Genomic DNA, 17,557 nt, shown 5'->3' on the forward strand with positions numbered 1-17,557 from the left:
CGGGTCACCCGGGCTCTGGCCGTCTCCGGCCTCACCCGGCCGGAGACGGCCCCGCTTCGGGCTGGTCCGGCCGGGCAGAAGGCTCCCGGACCACGAACGTCACGGCTGAACCCGCCCGTCAGGATCACGCGGCTGCGGGCCCACCGCCGGCCTCGCCACAGCCGGTCATGAACTCCTGTGGGGGGAGCTCACGACCGTGGTCCGGTCTGAAAGGTCAGCCGAGTGGCCGTTGGCGAGTCATCGCGCAGAACCGCTCGGCGGCTCAGGCGGGCGGGCGGGCGTGACGGAGTGCAGAAACCGCTCGGCGGGTCAGGCGGGCGGGCGGGCGTGATGGAGTGCAGAAACCGCTCGGCGGGTCAGGCGGGCGGGCGGGCGTGATGGAGTGCAGAAACCGCTCGGCGGGTCAGGCGGGCGGGCGGTCGTGGTTCATGGGGAAGAACCGCTCGGTGGCGGCCATCCAGGCCGCGAACGTCACGCATCCGGTCTCGAATGCCACCAGCCGCCCGTCCCACGCATCGCCGGGACGCTCGGCCCTGGCCGCCGAACGCAGCAGCACGAGCCCGCCGGCCAGGTTGGCCAGCCCCCACACCAGGTTCACGCCGGGGCCGGAACGCCGGCCGGCGAGCGGGGTGAGATGGCGGCGCCCGGTGACGGCCGTGGCCAGGTGGGGAGCGCTGTTGCTCACCAGCAGCCCGGCCACGAACGAACGGGCCCGGGGCGAGAACCTCACGATCCCACTTTCCAGCCGTGCAGCTTCATGAGCCGGGCCGCGACCCTGGCGAACCGCTCGCCGTCCAGCACCGCGCCCTCCCGGCGGATGTCGTCCTCGTCGAGCTCGAACACCCGGTCAAGACGTACGTACGACACCCGGTCCTCGCGCCCCCACGCGCCCAGCTCCAGCCAGTCGGGCCCGTCGTCGCCCTTGCTGGACAGCATCATGCCGAGCAACCGCCGCCCGGTGCGTCCCACGACCAGCAACGGCCGATCCTTGCCCCGGGACGGGTCCTCCTCGTACGGCACCCACGCCCACACGATCTCCCCCGGATCGGCCAGGCCGTCGAGGTCGGGAGAATAGGCCAGGGTGGCGGTCCCGCGCAGGGAGTGAATCTCACGTACGGCACCCCGGGCAGGGCGGGGGTCCTCACCTAGATCACGCATTGAGGGAGCTTACGACCCACCCCAACAGAAAATCCACCCACCCCCACACGAACCCCCTCACCACCCACCGAGAACCCGTTCCCCACAGCAGGGACCTTGGATAGCAGCCGCCACACGGACAGGGCGGCAGCCCCGCAGGGACGGGGTGGCAGCCCCCCAGGGGGGCAGTCCCGCGGGGACGAGGTGGCCGCCCCGCGGGGACGAGGTGGCCGCCCCGCGGGGACGAGGTGGCCGCCTCGTGGGGCGCCACGGTCGGAGTGACGGCCACCGCCAACCGATCAGCCCGCCAGCAGACACCACATACCGCCGCAACCTGCCGTCGCATGAGCGGTGGTCGCCACCGCCCATGCGGTCATCAAGATGGGTGAGTGGTGAGGAGCCGGCGTGATGCCTCGGGGTGTGGCGGACGTCATCAAGATGGGTGAGTGGTGAGGAGGTGGCGTAAGGCTGTTGGGGTGTGGCCGACGTGGTGGCGGATGGTTCGGGTGAGGTGGGCCTGGTCGGCGAAGCCCAGGTCCGCCGCCAGCTCGGCCAGGCTCGGCGCGCCTGCTTCCAGGCGATCGAGGGCGCGGCCGACCCGCACTCGGTTGCGGTAGTGGGTCAGGGAGACGCCAAGTTCGCGGGTGAAGGCCCGGCTCAGCTGGTAAGGGGACACGCTCAGGTGGGCGGCCAGCGAGGTGAGGGTGGCGGTTTCCGGGATGTCGGCGGCGAAGGCCTCGCGGGCGGCGTCGACGATGCCGGCCGTATTGCTCTTCCGGGCCGGATCGCGGGGGCCGGGTGGGGTGAGGGCGGTCCGGAGGAGGAGCGTCATGGTCTCGGGCAGCGCGAAGGCGGTGTCGCCGTCGCGGGCCGCCCGGAGGAGGCGGCGGTGGGCCAGGTCGAGGCGGGCGTCCACGTAGAACGCCGGCGCCGTCAGCGCCGTCAGCGCCGTCAGCGCCGTTGCCGTGGCGGTGGGCGTGGCGGAGCGGGTGTGGCGGCCGGTGCCGTCGTGGAGCGGCATCGCGGCGGTGAGCGCACGCCACAGGCCGGGTGAAAGGGACAGGGACGTGCACACGTCGCCGCCCGCCGGGTGGGCGAAGCGTTGCTCCTCGCCGGGCACCCCGACGTATGCCATCGTCGGGTCGCTGATGACGGCCCGCCCTCGCGTCATCCGCCGGAACACGCCTCGCCGCACCAGCACCACGTGGTAACGGTCGCTCACCTCCGGAGCCGACCAGCCCCGGTGGTCGGCCACGCAGGAGACGGCATCGAGCCGGAACCCGGGCCCGGAGGCCAGACACACTGCGGAGAGCATGCGGGAAACGCTAGCCACCGCCTCCGACAATTCCCGCCCGGACGTTTCCCATGCCCAGTACACCGCCGTGGTGATCGTCCAGTGCCGGCCGCCGGCGGGCACGAAGCGGCGTAACCGGGCAGCACCACGGCAGGCGAGGGAGGGGGCGGGTGGCGCGATCGCGAGAGGCCCGATCCTGGGCGGTGACATCGCGGCCCGCTGGACAGCGGAAGGCGCGCTCCGGAAGGGTGCAATCGCGGGCGGCGCATCGGGGCAGGGCGCCCTCGCGGACAACAGTGCGTAGGCGGCGCAGGCGCAGAAGGTGCCAGCGCAGAAGGTGCCAGCGCAGAAGGTGCGAGCGCGGGCCCTGCCATCGCGGGTAGTGCGTGGGGCGTGCTGACAGTGAAAGCGAGGGGTGGTGCAAGGATGTTCAAGACCCCATCGTGCCGGCCCGGCAGGCTGGGGCGCATGACAGCGAATCTTTCTTCCATCGTGTTCGACTGCGCCGACCCGGTCGCTCTGGCGGGCTTCTACGCCAAGGCGACCGGCTGGACGCGGACCGACGGTGACGCGGACTTCGTGACGCTCGAGGGTGGGCCCGTGCCCGTGTCGTTTCAGCGGGTCGGGGGGTACCGGGGGCCGGGGTGGCCGGACGGTGGCAAGCACGTGCATCTCGATCTCACCGTGCCCGACGTCGAGGCCGCCAAGAAGGAGCTGGCGGCGCTGGGCGCGGCCGTGCCGGAGTTCCAGCCGGGCGGTGACGGGTGGACGGTGCTGGTCGACCCCGAGGGTCACCCCTTCTGCATCATGGCCGCCGGTTAGGACAGGGAGGCGAAGAACGTCCGGAGGTCGTCGGCCAGCAGGTCGGGAGCCTGGAGCGCGGCGTAGTGGCCGCCCCGGTCGAACTCGGACCAGTGCACCACGTTGTGCACCTGTTCCGCGTAGCGCCGTACGGTCGTGTCGCCGGGGAAGACGGCGATGCCGGTCGGCGTGGGGTCGGGCGCGGCGGGCGGCGCCCAGTCGGGCATGCTCTCCTTGTACAGGCGGCCGGCCGAGCCCGCCGTGCCGGTGAACCAGTAGAGGGCGACGTTGGTGAGGATGTCGTCGGGGTCGAGCCCGCCGGCGTCCTCGCCCCATGAGGCGAACGCGTCCAGGTTCCAGGCGAGCAGCCCGGCGGGCGAGTCGGCGAGGGCGTAGGAGAGCGTCTGGGGCCTGGTGCCCTGGATGACGGCGTACCCGGAGATCTTCTCCCACTCCCGCACGCCGGCGGCGCGCTCCTGCTCGGCCTCCGTGAGGCCGGCGCCGTCGTCGGTGGGGAAGGCGGTCACGGACGCGTTGAGGTGCACGCCGCTGACCCGGCCGGGGGCGGCGCGGCTGACGGCGGCGGAGATGAGCGAGCCGAAGTCGCCGCCCTGCACGCCGTACCGGTCGTAGCCGAGGCGGTCCATCAGCGTGACCCAGGCGGCGGCGACGCGGCGCACGCCCCAGCCGGATTCACGGGTGGGCCCGGAGAAGGTGAAGCCGGGGATGGACGGGATGACGAGGTGGAAGTCGCGGCTGAGCGGGCCGGCGAGGTGGGAGAAGTCGGCGAAGGAGCTGGGCCAGCCGTGGGTGAGCAGCAGCGCGGGCGCGTCGGCCCGGTCGCTGCGCACGTGCACGAAGTGCACGCGCTGGCCGTCGATCTCGGTCGTGTACTGGGGCAGCTTGTTGAGCCTGGCTTCGTGGGCGCGCCAGGAGTAGCCGTCCCTCCAGTACGCGGCCAGCTCCCGCACCGCCTCGGGCGGCACGCCGTAGGCCCAGCCGACCCCGTCGAGCGCGTCGGGCCAGCGGGTCCTGGCGAGCCGTTCCCGCAGGTCGTCGAGCTTGTCCTGAGATATGTCGATGACGTGGTCGTCGATGAGCATGGCAGGGACGGTAGGAGGCGCTCCGGTCAGTTCCCGGCCGCAATGGCGTCGCCGAGGGGCACGACGGCAAGCCTGCTCTAGAATCTCATTCTGTGTCGTCAGAGTCAGCGTTTTTCACGCTTAAGCGGGACGAGTTCGTGCCCGCTCCGCACGCCCGTGGCCCCTGGTCCCCCGACATGCTGCACGGCCGCCTGCTCGGTGGCCTCGCCGCCCGCGCGCTCGAACAGCAGCACGCCCAGCCCGGGCTGCGCTTCGCCCGGCTGACCGTCGATCTGTTCCGCAACAGCCCGATGCTGCCGGTCACCGTGGAGACGTCCCTGATCAGGGACGGCCGCAGGATCCGCGTGGCGGACGCGACGATCTCCACCGTCCAGGGCGTCATCGCGCGGGCGAGCGGGGTGCTGCTGCGGGAGGGCGAGCAGCCCGACGGCGAGCGCTCGCTCGTCACGCCCGCCTGGGACGAGCCGCCGCCCTCGGGCCCGCCCGCCGGTGCGGGCGGACCCTGGACGCCGCCGTTCGACCTGTGGCGGGTGACGCCGTGGGGCGCTCCCGGGCCGGGCCGGGTGTGGCTGCGCGAGAAGTTTCCGCTGGTGGACGACGAGCCGCTGACCCCGATCGTACGGGCCGCGCTGGCCGCCGACTTCGCCAGCCCGATCAGCAACGCCCAGGCCGACGGCCTGCGGTTCATCAACGCCGACTACACGCTGACGCTGGCCAGGCCGCCGGAGGGCGAGATCGTCGGCATGGAGGGCACCGGCCACGTCAGCGCCGACGGCGTCGCGACCGGCCAGGTGACCGTGCACGACACCGCGGGGCCGATCGGCTTCTGCGTGGTGACGGCCCTCGCCAACGGCTCCGCCATGGCGGCACAGGCCGCCCGCACCCGCACCACGGAGAGCACAAGGCCAGGAGCGACGCCACGGCCCACCCAGGCATAGCGCCAGGAGCGCCGCCGGAAGGCGGGGCGCCGGCGGCACGAGTGCGGGCCGGACGCGCGGGTCAGAGGGCTACGCCGGACGTTCCGTGCGGTCGCCGGACCAGTCGGTGTGGAAGGTGCCCTCCTTGTCCACCCGGTGGTAGGTGTGCGCGCCGAAGAAGTCGCGCAGTCCCTGCACCAGCGCCGCCGGGAGGCGGTCGCGGCGCAGCCCGTCGTAGTAGGCCAGGGCGGAGGAGAAGCCGGGCGTCGGCACGCCGATCTGCACGGCCGTGGTGACGACGCGCCGCCACGACTCCTGCGCCGCCTCAAGCGCCCCGGCGAACGTCGGGTCGGCCAGCAGCGTCGGCAGGTTCGGGTTCGCGTCGTACGCCGCTCTGATCCGGTCGAGGAACTTGGCCCTGATGATGCAGCCGCCCCGCCAGATGGTGGCCATGGCGCCGAGGTCGAGGTCCCAGCCGTACTCCTTGGAGGCCGCGGCCATCTGGTCGAAGCCCTGGGCGTAGGCGACGATCTTGGAGGCGTACAGGGCCTGGCGGACGTCCTCGATCAGCTCGCGGCCGCCGACGCCGGACAGGTTCGGCCCGTGCAGCGACCTGGCCGCGGCGCGCTGCTCGGGGTGGCCGGACAGGGCGCGGGCGAACGTCGCCTCCGCGATGCCCGTCACCGGCACGCCCAGGTCGAGGGCGCTCTGCACTGTCCAGCGGCCGGTGCCCTTCTGCTCGGCCTGGTCGACCACGACGTCCACGAACGGCTTGCCGGTCTCGGCGTCGACCTGGTCGAGCACCTCGGCGGTGATCTCGATCAGGTAGGAGTCGAGGTCGCCCCTGTTCCACTCCCTGAACACCTCGGCCAGCTCGGCCGGGGTCGCGCCCAGCGCCTGGCGCAGCAGGTCGTAGGACTCGGCGATGAGCTGCATGTCGGAGTATTCGATGCCGTTGTGCACCATCTTGACGAAGTGCCCGGCGCCGTCGGGGCCGACGTGCACCGAACACGGCACGCCGTCCACCTTGGCCGAGATGTCCTGCAGGATCGGGCCGAGCGCCTCCCACGACTCCTTCGACCCGCCCGGCATGATGCTCGGGCCGAGCAGCGCGCCCTCCTCGCCGCCGGAGATGCCGGTGCCGACGAAGTGCAGGCCGCGCTCGCGCAGCGCGGCCTCACGGCGGCGGGTGTCCTCGAAGTGCGCGTTGCCGCCGTCGACGATCATGTCGCCCGGCTCCATCAGCTCGGCGAGCTGCTCGATCACCGCGTCGGTGCCGGCGCCCGCCTTCACCATGATGATCGCGCGCCGTGGCCGCTTCAGTGAGGCCACGAAATCGGCCATCTGCTCCGACGGCACGAACGTGCCCTCGGAGCCGAACTCCTTCACCAGCTGCTCGGTGCGGCTGTGGGACCGGTTGTGCACGGCCACGGTGTAGCCGTGCCTGGCCAGGTTCCTCGCCAGGTTGCGCCCCATGGTCGCCAGGCCGGTGACGCCGATGTCTGCCAAGTCCATTAGTCAGCTCCTCTGTGGGGAATACGCATGCTCCAGCTCGGAGGTTCGCGGGGATATTCCCGTCAGTCACTCTGGCGTACGCCCAGCTCGTCGAGCCGGTCCAGCATGTCCGCCGGGTCGGCGTACACCCGGAAAGCCCCCGCGCGCTCCAGCTCGTCCCTGCCATACCCGCCGGACAGCACCCCGATGCCCAGCGCGCCGGCCCGGCGGGCGGCGAGCAGGTCCCAGACGCTGTCGCCCACCACCATGGCATGCGCGGGCTCGACGCGGGCCAGCGCCGCACCGGCGAGGAACAGGTCGGGGTCGGGCTTGGCGCGCCGCACCAGGTCGCGGGTGACCATCGGCGTGTTCTCCGGCAGCCCGAGCAGGCCGAGCGCGAGCCGCGCCGTACGGGCGTAGCCGCTGGTGCAGATGGCCCACGGCACGCCGCGCGCGCTCAGCTCGGCCAGCAGCTCCGCCGAGCCGGGCAGCGGCCTGACGGAGTGGGCCTGCTGCTCGTACGCCTCGGCGTGGTGGGTCTGCAGCTCGTCGATCTGCTCCCTGGTCAGCTTGAGCCCGGTCTCGCGCAGCAGCGCGCTGACGAACAACCCGCCGCTCATGCCGATGCGGCGGTGGATCCGCCACACCGACAGGTCGATGCCCATGCCGGACAGCGCCTGCCGCCAGGCCACCACGTGCTGGTAGACGCTGTCGATCAGGGTGCCGTCGAGGTCGAAGAGGAACGCCGGCGTGGGCGCCTGCGGGAAGTCACGCATGCGTCCATGACACCATGGCCGACATGCGGATCATCATCGCGGGTGGACACGGGAAGATCGCGTTGCGGCTGGCGGAGCGGCTCAAGTCGGGAGCCGTCGGGCTGGTACGCAACCCGGCGCACGTCGCCGACGTCGAGGCGACCGGCGCGCAGGCCGTCGTGTGCGACCTGGAGCGGGCGAGCGTCGACGAGGTCACCCGGATCGTGGCGGGGGCCGACGCCGTGGTGTTCGCGGCGGGGGCGGGGCCGGGCAGCGGCGCGGCTCGTAAGGACACCGTGGACCGGGCCGCCTCCGTGCTGCTCGCCGACGCGGCCGAGCGGGCCGGGGTGCGGCGCTTCATCCAGATCTCGGGCATCGGGGCCGGCAAGCCGGTCGATCCGGAGCGCGACGAGGTGTGGGCCGCGTACATCAAGGCCAAGACGGAGGCGGAGGAGGACCTGCGCCGCCGCGACCTCGACTGGACGATCCTGCGGCCCGGCCGACTCACCGACGAGCCTGGCACGGGCCTGGTCCGGCTGGAGGCGGAGGTGCCGCCCGGCGCGGTGCCGCGCGACGACGTGGCCGCCGTCATCGTCGCCCTGCTGGCCAACCCGGGCACCGCCCGCCAGACACTCGAACTCGTCTCGGGCGACACCCCGATCATCGACTTCGTCGCAACGGAATGAGCCGGCCGGCCTGAGCCCCGAGGCGCGGTCAGCCGGGGAAGACGGCGGCGAGTTCGGGGATGCGGGCGCGGTAGCCGTCGAGCAGGCGGTGCGCGGTCGGTACGGAGTCGACCAGCGGGTGCAGGGCGAACGCCGCGACGGCGAGGCGTGACGATCCCGTCATGGCGGCCTCGATGGCGGTCTGCTCCACCTCCTTGACCTGCTGCATCAGCCCGAGGAACCGCCCGGGCAGCGGCCGGGTGGCGAGCGGCCGGACGCCGGAGCCGTCGACGGCGCAGGGGATCTCGACGACGGCGTCATCGGGCAGGCCGGGGACGGCGGCGCCGTTGCGCACGTTGAGGATCATGGTGGCGGGCTCGCCCCTGGCGATGGCGGCCATGAGGGCGAGCGCGATGCCCTCGTACCCGCCGGCCTCCAGGTCCTCGGCGGAGCGCTCGCCGGCGTCGGTGGCCTCGCGCGCCTCCGCCATGTACGACTCGTCCCGCTCCTTGCGGGCCCGCCGCCAGGCGTCGAGCGCGTCGCCTGGCCGCTCGCGCACGGCGGCGTAGAAGCGGCCCTGCTGCTCCAGCAGCGCCTCTCCCCTGGTGGTCCCGGCGCCGGCGGCGACGGCCTGCCGGGCGAAGTAGTAGTAGTACAGGTATTCGTTGGGCAGCGCGCCCAGCACCCGCACCCAGTCGGCGCCGAGCAGCCTGGCCTCCTCGACCTGGTGCAGCGCGGCGTCGTCGGCGAGCAGCGAGGGCAGCACGTCGCGGCCGTCGTGCACGAGCCCGCGCAGCCAGCCGAGGTGGTTGAGCCCCACGTAGTCGGGCGAGACGCGGGCGGGGTCGAGCCCGAGCGCGCCGGCGGCCCGCCTGATGAGCCCGATGGGCGAGTCGCAGATGCCGATGACGCGGTCGCCGAGCACGCTGCGCATGGCCTCGGTGATCATGCCGGCGGGGTTGGTGAAGTTGATGACCCAGGCACGGGGCGCGCGGGCGGCGACGCGTTCGGCCACGCGGACGGCGACGGGCACGGTGCGCAGCCCGTACGCGATGCCGCCTGGCCCGGTGGTCTCCTGCCCGACGAGCCCCAGCTCCAGCGCCACCCGCTCGTCGGCGGTGCGCCCGGCCAGGCCGCCCACGCGGATGGCGGAGAAGACGAAGTCGGCTCCGGTGAGCGCGTCGTCGAGGTCGGTGGTGACGCGCACCGCGGGCGGGTCGTCGTGGCCCGCGGCCATGCCGCGCAGCACGTGGGAGATGGCTTCGAGCCGTTCGGGCGAGACGTCGTAGAGCACCACCTCCTCCACCCGGGGCTTGGCGGTGTCGCGCAGGAGCGCGCCGTAGACGAGGGGGACGCGGAAGCCCCCGCCGCCGAGTACGGCCAGTCTCATCCTCAGCCTTTCACGTGAGCAGCACTTCGGCGCCGGCGGCGGCGCAGGCGCGCAGCGTCGCCTCGTCGGCGCCTTCGTTCGTGACCAGCACGTCGACGTCCTCGGGGCCGCACACGCGCAGCGCGCCGGTGCCGGGGAACTTGTGCCGGTCGGCCAGCAGCACCACCTGCCCGGCCGCGGCGATCATGGCCCGTTTCAGCGGCACCTCGGCGAGCGTGGTGTCGACGAGCTGCCCGTCGGGGCGTACGCCGCTGGCTCCGAGGAACACCCGGTCGGCGACGACCTGGGCGAGCGCCGCCTCGGTCAGCACGCCGACGAGCGAGTGGTAGGGCCGGCGCACCATGCCGCCGAGCAGCAGCAGCTCGACGGCGGAGTCGGTGCGCAGCACGTCGAGCACGGCCAGGCTGGAGGTCACCACGGTGACGCGGCGGCCGCGCAGCCTGCGGGCCAGCCGCATGGTGGTCGTGCCGATGTCGAGCAGGACGACGTCGCCGTCGCCGACCAGCTCGGCGGCGCGGGCGGCCACGGCCTCCTTGTCCTGCTCGTCGGTGGCCGCGACCTCGGAGAACGGCCGGTCGGCGTCGGCGTCCACCGTGGCCAGGGCGCCGCCCCTGACGCGCCGCAGGGTGCCGTCGCGGTCGAGCACCTCGAGGTCCCTGCGGATGGTGGACGGGCTCACACCGAGCTGGCTGGCGAGGTCACGCACGCTCGTGGCGCCCGAGCTGCGGACGCGGCGCATGATCTCGGCATGCCGGAGGCGCTGGAGCACGGCCGGAGTCTAACATTCAAATTCGCGCGCAAGTAAGCAACTTGCGCCAAACAATTGCGCGAGCACTTGCAGAGTGCGAGCAAACGTGCAAGATTGCGCAGAACCTGGTGTGTCGAGGAGGACTTATTCCCGTGTCTGTCCAGGCGTACGACCCTCTCGCCGGCGAGCGGACCCCCGAGGGCCCGCAGTTCGATGTCTTCCTGGCCGGCACCGTCTTCCTCGACATCATCTTCACCGGCCTGCCCGCCATGCCGGCCGCGGGCACGGAGATCTGGGCCGAGGGCATGGGCTCCTGCCCTGGCGGCATCGCCAACCTGGCCATCGCGACGAGCCGGCTGGGGCTGCGCACGTCGCTGGCGGCGGCGTTCGGCGACGACGACTACGGCGACTTCTGCTGGCGCACGCTGGAGGAGCAGGAGTCGGTCGACCTGTCGCGCTCGCGGCGCTTCGAGCACTGGCACTCGCCGGTGACGGTGTCGATGGCGGTGCACCGCGACCGCAGCATGGTGACCCACGGCCACCCCTCGCCGATGCCGGCCAACGAGATGATCGGCAAGCCGCCGCGCTCGCGCGCGGTGATCGCCACGCTCTCCCCCGACGAGCCGCTCGGCTCGCCCGACGCCGCCTGCAACTGGGCCGAGCTGGCCTCCCGCGAGGGCGCGCTGATCTTCGCCGACGTGGGCTGGGACCCGTCGGGCGCATGGTCGCGCTCGCTGCTCGACCAGCTCGAGTTCTGCCACGCGTTCATGCCGAACGCGACCGAGGCGATGGCCTACACCGGCACCGAGACACCGCGCGACGCGCTCTACGTGCTCGCCGACAAGGTGCCGCTCGCCGTGGTGACCGACGGCGCCAACGGGGCGATGGCGATCGACTCCTCGACGGGCGAGGAGGCGTTCGTGCCGGCGCCCCGGGTGACGGCGCTCGACCCGACGGGCGCGGGCGACGTGTTCGGCGCCGCGCTCGTGCTGGGCACGCTGTGCCGCTGGCCGCTGAACGACCGGCTGGCGTTCTCGGGGCTGTGCGCGGGGCTCGCGGTGCAGCAGTTCGGCGGCTCGCTGGCGGCGCCGGGCTGGGGCGACATCGCCGACTGGTGGCACGAGGTGCGCGAGACGGCCCCGTACGGCGGCGCGTACGGCAGCTCGCTGGCCCGCCGCTACGCCTTCCTCGACCGGCTGGTGCCCACCGACCCGGTGGGCGCGGTGCGCCGCGCTGCCGCCACCATCGCCAGGTACGCCGACGTGGGCATGACACCCGGCATGGCACCCCCCGCTTCCGGGCAGCGGCCGGAAGCGCCGCAATCCCCGCCCGAGGATGACGACCCGGACACTCCTCGCGCACCTGTTCATAAGGAGTAACGCATGACCGCCCCGACGCGACGACCGCGCGGTCCGAGAGCCTTCTCCCTGCTCGCCGCCGGCGCCCTGACCCTCACCGGGGTCCTGACCGGGTGCGCGCCCGGCTCCTCCGCCCCGCCCTCCTCGCCCTCGGCCCAGCCGTCCGCCTCCGCGGTGCGCACCGACGCCGCCTCGCTCGGCGAGGTCACCCTGACCGTGTGGGATCAGGAGGTCCGCGGCGGCCAGGCGGCTCAGATGGAGCAGCTCAACAAGGCGTTCCAGGCGAAGTACCCCAACATCAAGCTCAACCGGGTCTCCCGTTCGTTCGACGACCTCAACACCACGCTGCGCCTGGCGCTGAGCGGCAACGAGCCGCCCGACGTGGTGGAGGCCAACAACGGCCGCTCGTCGATGGGCGCGTTCGTCAAGGCGGGGCAGCTGCTACCGCTCGACGCGTACGCCGAGGCGTACGGGTGGAAGCAGCGCTACCCGGAGTCGGTGCTGAAGTACTCGCGCTACAGCGCCGACGGCAAGGTGTTCGGCGAGGGCAACCTGTACGGCCTGCCGCAGGTCGGCGAGGTCGTCGGCATCTTCTACAACAAGGCCAAGCTCGAGAAGCTGGGCGTCGAGCCGCCGGCGACGTGGGCCGGCTTCGAGTCGGCGCTGGCCGCGGCCAAGGCGGGCGGCGAGGTGCCGCTGCAGTTCGGCAACCTCGACAAGTGGCCCGCCGTGCACGTGTTCGGCACCGTGCAGGGCCGCGAGGTGCCGAAGGACCAGATCGGCACGCTGGCATTCGGCAAGAAGGGCGCGTCCTGGACCTCGCCGGAGAACGTCAAGGCGGCCGAGCACCTGGTGAGCTGGGTGGACAAGGGCTACTTCGCCAAGGGCTTCAACGGGCAGGGCTACGACGCGTCCTGGCAGGCGTTCGGCAAGGGCCAGGGCGTGTTCCTGATCGCCGGCACCTGGCTGCTCGCCGACCTGGACAAGGCTCTCGGCTCCGACCTGGGCTTCATGCTGCCGCCCGGCGCGGCCGCCGACGCGGCGCCGGTGGCGACGGGCGGCACGGGGCTGCCGTTCGCGGTGACCGCGAAGAGCCCGCACCCCGACGCGGCGGCGGCGTACATCGACTTCATCACCAACCCCGACGCCATGAAGGTGCTCACCGAGACCGGTAACCTGCCGGTCGCCGACACCTCCGCGCAGAGCGTGAAGGAGGGGCCGCAGAAGGACGTCTTCACCGCGTTCGGCACGGCCACCGAGAAGGACGGGCTGGTGCCGTACCTCGACTACGCCACCCCGACGTTCGCCGACACGCTGGGCGCGGCGCTGCAGGACCTGCTCGCGAAGAAGGCCACGCCGCAGGAGTTCCTGCAGACGCTGGAGAAGGACTACACGGCGTTCACCGAGAGCAACGGAGGATGACCCGTCCGCCCGGAGAGCCCCGCCGCGTCGCCTACCTTTACATCCTGCCCGCCTTCGCCGTCTATGCCGCGTTCCTGCTCTGGCCGATCGGGCGGGCCGTGCAGTTCTCCCTCTACGACTGGGACGGGCTGAGCGTCGGCACGTGGGCGGGGCTGGACAACTACCTCGCGATCATGGCCGACGAGGGGCTGCGCGGGGCGTTCGGGCACGCGCTGGTGCTCATCGTCTTCTACTCGGTTTTCCCGCTGGTCATCGGGCTGGCGCTGGCCGCGATCCTCAACCACGCCAAGGTGCGCGGGCTCGGCTTCTTCCGCACGGTGGTGTTCCTGCCGCAGGTCATCGCGATGGTCGTGGTGGCGGTGGCCTGGCGGCGGGTGTACGCCCCCGACGGCTCGCTCAACTCGCTGCTGAGCGCGCTCGGGCTGGACGCGCTGACCCGCGGCTGGCTGGGCGACTACACCTTCGCCCTGCCGGCCGTCGGCGTGGTGGGCACCTGGTTCGAGACGGGCCTGGTGACGGTGCTGCTGCTGGCCGGGATGAGCCGGGTGCCCGCCGACCTGTACGAGGCGGCCCGCCTCGACGGCGCGGGCGCGGTGCGCGAGTTCTTCTCGGTCACGCTGCCGTCGGTGCGCGCGGAGATCGCGGTGGCGCTGACGCTGACGATGATCGCCGCGCTGCGCACGTTCGACCTGGTGTACGTCACCACCCGCGGCGGCCCCGGCGAGTCCACCTCGGTGCCGTCGTACGAGGTCTACCACCGGGCCTTCGGCCTGGGCCAGGTCGGGTCGGCGGCGGCCATCGGGGTCACGCTGACCGTGCTCATCTTCATCGTGTCGTTCGGCGTGAACCGCTTCGCGGACAGGAGGCTGACGTGATCTCGCGCGGTGAGCGGGTGGCGAACTACGTCATCCTGTCGGTGTTCGCCGCGTTCGCGCTCTACCCGATCGTGGTGATCCTGTCGGCCGCGCTCGGTCCCGCCGACAGCGGCGGCACGTCCGGCCTGGCGAACTTCGCGGCGGCCTGGGACATCGGCCACTTCGGCTCCTACCTGCGCACCAGCCTCGCGGTGTCGGCGTTCACGGTGGTGGTGAGCGTGGTCCTGTCGATCATGAGCGGCTACGCCTTCGGCACCATGCGCTTCCGCGGCAGGACGGCGCTGTTCTACCTGTTCATGCTGGGCATCATGATGCCCAGCGAGGCGGTGGCCGTGCCGCTCTACTTCGACCTGCGCTCGCTGGGGCTCATCGACACGTTCTGGTCGATCACGCTGCCGCAGGTCGCGATGTCGGTGGCGTTCGGGACGTTCTGGATGCGGGCCTACTTCCTGGCCTCCAACCGGGCGATCGTCGAGGCCGCGCGCATCGACGGGGCGTCGAGCTGGCGGGTGCTGTGGCAGGTGCTGCTGCCGCCGGCCAGGCCCGCGATCGTCACGCTGACGCTGCTGGTGTTCATGTGGACGTGGAACGAGTTCCTCATCCCGCTCATCATGGTGACCAGCGAGTCGTTGCGTACGGCGCCGCTGGGGCTGGCCTTCTTCCAGGGCCAGTACACCTCCGGCTTCACGCTGCTCGCGGCCGGGTCGGTCATCGTCGCGACGCCCGTCGTCATCTTCTACCTGTTCCTCCAGCGCCACTTCGTCCGCGGACTGCTTCAGGGGGCGGTCCGCGAGTAACCCCCCGGAGGTTCGATGCCCATCAACGTATCCGCCGCGCGGCGGAGCGCGGCTCCGCTGGCCGCCGCCGCGCTCGTCCTCGGTCTTCTCCCCGCACTGCCGGCGAGCGCCCTGCCGGCGAGCGGCGCGCCGGCTCCCGTCGATCTCGACGCGCTGTTCGTCGGCGCGCATCCCGACGACGAGTCGGGCACGCTGTCCACGCTCGGCCAGTGGAACGAGGACCACGGCGTGCGCGCCGGCGTGGTGACCGTGACCAGGGGCGAGGGTGGCGGCAACGCCGTCGGCCCCGAGGAGGGGCCCGCGCTCGGGCTGCTGCGCGAGTCGGAGGAGCGCGCGGCCGTCGGCAAGGCGGGCGTGCGCGAGGTGTTCAACCTCGACGACGTCGACTTCTACTACACGGTGAGCGCGCCGCTGACCGACCAGGTGTGGGGCGGCGACACGCTGGAGAAGGTGGTCAGGGTCGTCCGCCAGACCCGGCCGGAGATCATCCTCACCATGGATCCGGCTCCGACGCCGGGCAACCACGGCAACCACCAGGAGGCGGCCAGGCTGGCGATCGCGGCGTTCTACGCGGCGGCCGACCCGAAGGCGTTCCCCGACCAGATCAAGAAGGAGGGGCTGCGGCCGTTCGCGCCCGCGCGGCTGTTCACCGGCGGGGCGCGCGGCAGCGGGCAGGTCGGGCCGTCGTGCTCCTCGACGTACAAGCCGAACAATCCCGCGCAGAACGTGTTCGGCGTCTGGAGCGGGCGCACCTCGCCGAGCAGGGGCAAGACGTGGGCCGCCGTCGAGCGTGAGGCGCAGCGCACGTACGCCTCGCAGGGCTGGGCCGGCTTCCCCGACGTGCCGTCCGACCCCGCGCGGCTCGGCTGCGACTTCTTCACCCAGGTGGACGCGCGGGTGCCGTTCCCGGAGCCGGGCAGCCCGGCCGCCGCCGCGCCCACGAACATCCTCGACGGCGCGCTGACCAGGGCCGAGGGCGGCGTGCCGCTCGGCACGCAGTTCGCCCTGCGCACGGGTGAGTTCGACGTGCGCCCGGGGGCGGCGTTCACGGTCGAGGCCGAGGTGAGCGCGCCGCGGAAGGAGGAGCTCGGCCGCTCCAAGGTGGCGCTGCGGGTGCCGGACGGCTGGCAGGTCAGCGGCTCCGGCGACCTCGGCAGGCTGCGGGCCGGACGCCCCGGCAAGACCGCCTTCAAGGTGACGCCTCCCGCGCAGGCCGCGCCCGGCCGGGTACGCCTGGCCGCCACCCTCACCACCGAGCGCGGCGGCGGCTACACCGACCGGCAGGTGGAGGTGAGCCCGCCGGTCCGCGCGGCGCAGCAGCCGCTCCCCCAGGTCGCCCAGTACGAGAAGTGGACGGCCGAGGTGGGCGTGCCGCAGCTCGGCGGCATCGTCCCGCCCGTGCTCACACTCCCGTCCGGCGGCGGCCGCGAGGTGGGCGTGGTCGTCACCAACGTGAGCGGGGAGACGCGGTCCGGCACCGTACGGCTCGACCTGCCCGGCGGGTTCACCGCCGAGCGGACCGAGGCGCCCTTCGAGGATCTCGCCGCGGGCGAGTCGACGACCGTGCCGTTCAAGGTGACCAACTCCGACCCGTCGCTGAAGACGTCCAACGAGGGCGGCGACTACGCGTACACGATCACCACGACCATCGACGGCGGCGGCTCCGCCACTGCCAGGCCCGCCCTCGAACTCGTGCCCGCCACCACGGTGGCGCAGGCCGAGACCGCGCCGGCCGTGGACGGCGCCGAGGGCGACGGCGAGTACACCGGCGACCCGATCGACATCTCCCGCCTGTGGGAGGGCAGCGCGTGCGCGTCGGCGGCCGACTGCTCGGGCACGGCCCGGGTCGCCTGGCACGACGACACGCTCTACCTGCTGGTGCACGTGAAGGACGACGTGCTCGGCACGCCGCTCGCCGCCTCCGACTGCAAGCGGCACTGGCGTACCGACGCGGTGGAGGTCACCCTCGACCCGCGCGGCACGTCCGAGAACACCTCCACCACCTTCAAGACCGCGGTCCTGCCGGTCACCGCCGAGGGGCCGCCGTGCTTCCTGCGCGACGCCGACAACCGCCAGGGCCCCGGCGAGGAGACCGCGCCCGGCATGAAGGTGGCCTCCACGACGGGCGACGGCGAGTACACGGTGGAGCTGTCCATCCCGATGGAGGTGCTGCCGGGCGCGGTCGACCCCGGGCACCTCGGGCTGAACATCCTCGTGTACGACTCCGACACCCAGGACAAGACCGGCCAGACCCGGATCGGCTGGTCCACGTGGGGCGGCGTGCAGGGTGACCCGTACCGGTGGGGCGTGGCCACGCTGCCCGGCTACCAGCCGCCCGCCGACCGGCCCACGACGCCGCCCGACCCGGTGATCCCCGACACGGCGCTGTCCTCCCTGGACTCGCCGCAGACGCTGGAGCAGGCGGTGCGCGTGCACGTGCCGCCCGCGGGCGCGCCGGCCGCCTCTTCGGCCGCGCGGGTGCTGACCGCCTCGCCCGGGCGCGACGCCGTACGGGTGCGGCTGCAGGCCGGTGGGCCCGGCAAGGCGCACCTGTTCGTCCGTGACACCGAGGGCACGGCCGGCAGCAAGGTCGTGACCGTCTCCCGCAAGGGCGTCACCACCGTCACCGTGCCGGTGACCCGCGCCCCGGGCAAGGGCGCGAACGTCCTGGCCGGATGGGAGGACCGCGGCGGCGGCACGGCCGCCTCGTCCGTCACGGTGCGCTGAGCGCAAGGGGGACGAAAGGCTCCTGTCATCACTCAGAGTGATTGTTCGACTACATTCTGGGTAGATGTGCAGGA

Annotated in this window: 16 protein-coding genes; 8 read left to right on the forward strand and 8 right to left on the reverse strand. The window is 72.8% G+C overall.

Annotated elements, in window-relative coordinates; translation table 11 throughout:
• Positions 1–403: 403 nt before the first annotated feature.
• From AB0K12_RS34180 to AB0K12_RS34190, 3 genes are all read right to left on the reverse strand, one after another.
• On the reverse strand, positions 404–730 hold the full coding sequence (locus AB0K12_RS34180; protein ID WP_364570688.1) for a hypothetical protein: 327 nt from the start codon (positions 728–730) through the stop codon (positions 404–406).
• Positions 727–1,158 (reverse strand): type II toxin-antitoxin system PemK/MazF family toxin, encoded by a 432-nt coding sequence (locus tag AB0K12_RS34185; protein WP_364570691.1) that lies wholly within the window; start codon positions 1,156–1,158, stop codon positions 727–729. Before AB0K12_RS34185 ends, AB0K12_RS34180 begins: the two co-directional genes overlap by 4 nt.
• 412 nt (positions 1,159–1,570) lie before the next feature.
• Positions 1,571–2,452, reverse strand: coding sequence for an AraC family transcriptional regulator (locus AB0K12_RS34190; RefSeq protein WP_364570694.1), 882 nt, complete (start codon positions 2,450–2,452; stop codon positions 1,571–1,573).
• Positions 2,453–2,899: 447 nt separating this feature from the next.
• Between AB0K12_RS34190 and AB0K12_RS34195 the strand changes: the two genes are divergently transcribed.
• Complete coding sequence (locus AB0K12_RS34195) at positions 2,900–3,253, forward strand: VOC family protein (protein ID WP_364570697.1); 354 nt, start codon at positions 2,900–2,902, stop codon at positions 3,251–3,253.
• Here AB0K12_RS34195 and AB0K12_RS34200 read toward each other — a convergent pair.
• Positions 3,250–4,335 (reverse strand): epoxide hydrolase family protein, encoded by a 1,086-nt coding sequence (locus tag AB0K12_RS34200; RefSeq protein WP_364570700.1) that lies wholly within the window; start codon positions 4,333–4,335, stop codon positions 3,250–3,252. The two genes, AB0K12_RS34195 and AB0K12_RS34200, sit on opposite strands and share 4 nt — an antisense overlap.
• 137 nt (positions 4,336–4,472) lie before the next feature.
• Here AB0K12_RS34200 and AB0K12_RS34205 point away from each other — a divergent pair, with 137 nt between their 5' ends.
• Positions 4,473–5,273 (forward strand): acyl-CoA thioesterase domain-containing protein, encoded by an 801-nt coding sequence (locus tag AB0K12_RS34205; RefSeq protein WP_364570703.1) that lies wholly within the window; start codon positions 4,473–4,475, stop codon positions 5,271–5,273.
• Between the two features lie 69 nt (positions 5,274–5,342).
• On the opposite strand, the gene gndA is transcribed toward AB0K12_RS34205, so the two are convergent.
• Positions 5,343–6,767: an NADP-dependent phosphogluconate dehydrogenase gene (gene gndA / locus AB0K12_RS34210; RefSeq protein ID WP_345403296.1), complete on the reverse strand. Its 1,425-nt coding sequence runs from the start codon at positions 6,765–6,767 to the stop codon at positions 5,343–5,345.
• 62 nt (positions 6,768–6,829) lie between these two features.
• The gene (locus AB0K12_RS34215; RefSeq protein ID WP_364570707.1) at positions 6,830–7,522 is read right to left on the reverse strand and encodes an HAD family hydrolase; all 693 of its coding nucleotides are present in this window, start codon (positions 7,520–7,522) and stop codon (positions 6,830–6,832) included.
• 23 nt (positions 7,523–7,545) lie between these two features.
• Here AB0K12_RS34215 and AB0K12_RS34220 point away from each other — a divergent pair, with 23 nt between their 5' ends.
• Positions 7,546–8,187 carry an SDR family oxidoreductase gene (locus AB0K12_RS34220; RefSeq protein WP_364570710.1) on the forward strand — a complete coding sequence of 214 codons (642 nt, stop codon included), beginning with the start codon at positions 7,546–7,548 and terminating at the stop codon, positions 8,185–8,187.
• Positions 8,188–8,215: 28 nt separating this feature from the next.
• Here the strand turns inward: AB0K12_RS34220 and AB0K12_RS34225 are convergent, their stop codons facing one another.
• Positions 8,216–9,556, reverse strand: coding sequence for a 6-phospho-beta-glucosidase (locus AB0K12_RS34225; protein ID WP_364570714.1), 1,341 nt, complete (start codon positions 9,554–9,556; stop codon positions 8,216–8,218).
• 10 nt (positions 9,557–9,566) lie between these two features.
• Positions 9,567–10,325: a DeoR/GlpR family DNA-binding transcription regulator gene (locus tag AB0K12_RS34230; protein ID WP_364570717.1), complete on the reverse strand. Its 759-nt coding sequence runs from the start codon at positions 10,323–10,325 to the stop codon at positions 9,567–9,569.
• 131 nt (positions 10,326–10,456) lie between these two features.
• Here AB0K12_RS34230 and AB0K12_RS34235 point away from each other — a divergent pair, with 131 nt between their 5' ends.
• From AB0K12_RS34235 to AB0K12_RS34255, 5 genes are read left to right on the forward strand one after another with little or no spacing between them, the layout of a single operon-like run.
• The gene (locus tag AB0K12_RS34235) at positions 10,457–11,683 is read left to right on the forward strand and encodes a PfkB family carbohydrate kinase (protein ID WP_364570720.1); all 1,227 of its coding nucleotides are present in this window, start codon (positions 10,457–10,459) and stop codon (positions 11,681–11,683) included.
• A gap of 3 nt (positions 11,684–11,686) precedes the next feature.
• Complete coding sequence (locus AB0K12_RS34240; protein ID WP_364570723.1) at positions 11,687–13,084, forward strand: extracellular solute-binding protein; 1,398 nt, start codon at positions 11,687–11,689, stop codon at positions 13,082–13,084.
• Positions 13,081–13,959, forward strand: coding sequence for a sugar ABC transporter permease (locus AB0K12_RS34245; protein ID WP_364570726.1), 879 nt, complete (start codon positions 13,081–13,083; stop codon positions 13,957–13,959). Before AB0K12_RS34240 ends, AB0K12_RS34245 begins: the two co-directional genes overlap by 4 nt.
• On the forward strand, positions 13,956–14,756 hold the full coding sequence (locus AB0K12_RS34250; protein WP_364570729.1) for a carbohydrate ABC transporter permease: 801 nt from the start codon (positions 13,956–13,958) through the stop codon (positions 14,754–14,756). The genes AB0K12_RS34245 and AB0K12_RS34250 overlap by 4 nt, the downstream gene beginning before the upstream one ends.
• Positions 14,757–14,771: 15 nt before the next feature.
• Entirely contained in the window at positions 14,772–17,483 is a 2,712-nt protein-coding gene (locus AB0K12_RS34255) for a sugar-binding protein (RefSeq protein WP_364570732.1), read from the forward strand.
• Positions 17,484–17,557: the final 74 nt, after the last annotated feature.

It is taken from the genome of Nonomuraea sp. NPDC049419 (assembly GCF_040676995.1).
Taxonomy (GTDB): domain Bacteria; phylum Actinomycetota; class Actinomycetes; order Streptosporangiales; family Streptosporangiaceae; genus Nonomuraea; species Nonomuraea salmonea.

Excerpts from the sequence above, each read along its gene's own strand:
- AB0K12_RS34185 (WP_364570691.1), bottom strand. The coding sequence starts at position 1,158 with ATGCGTGATCTAGGTGAGGACCCCCGCCCTGCCCGGGGTGCCGTACGT.
- AB0K12_RS34190 (WP_364570694.1), bottom strand. The coding sequence starts at position 2,452 with ATGCTCTCCGCAGTGTGTCTGGCCTCCGGGCCCGGGTTCCGGCTCGAT.
- AB0K12_RS34195 (WP_364570697.1), top strand. The coding sequence starts at position 2,900 with ATGACAGCGAATCTTTCTTCCATCGTGTTCGACTGCGCCGACCCGGTC.
- AB0K12_RS34200 (WP_364570700.1), bottom strand. The coding sequence starts at position 4,335 with ATGCTCATCGACGACCACGTCATCGACATATCTCAGGACAAGCTCGAC.
- gndA (WP_345403296.1), bottom strand. The coding sequence starts at position 6,767 with ATGGACTTGGCAGACATCGGCGTCACCGGCCTGGCGACCATGGGGCGC.
- AB0K12_RS34215 (WP_364570707.1), bottom strand. The coding sequence starts at position 7,522 with ATGCGTGACTTCCCGCAGGCGCCCACGCCGGCGTTCCTCTTCGACCTC.
- AB0K12_RS34220 (WP_364570710.1), top strand. The coding sequence starts at position 7,546 with ATGCGGATCATCATCGCGGGTGGACACGGGAAGATCGCGTTGCGGCTG.
- AB0K12_RS34225 (WP_364570714.1), bottom strand. The coding sequence starts at position 9,556 with ATGAGACTGGCCGTACTCGGCGGCGGGGGCTTCCGCGTCCCCCTCGTC.
- AB0K12_RS34240 (WP_364570723.1), top strand. The coding sequence starts at position 11,687 with ATGACCGCCCCGACGCGACGACCGCGCGGTCCGAGAGCCTTCTCCCTG.
- AB0K12_RS34245 (WP_364570726.1), top strand. The coding sequence starts at position 13,081 with ATGACCCGTCCGCCCGGAGAGCCCCGCCGCGTCGCCTACCTTTACATC.
- AB0K12_RS34255 (WP_364570732.1), top strand. The coding sequence starts at position 14,772 with ATGCCCATCAACGTATCCGCCGCGCGGCGGAGCGCGGCTCCGCTGGCC.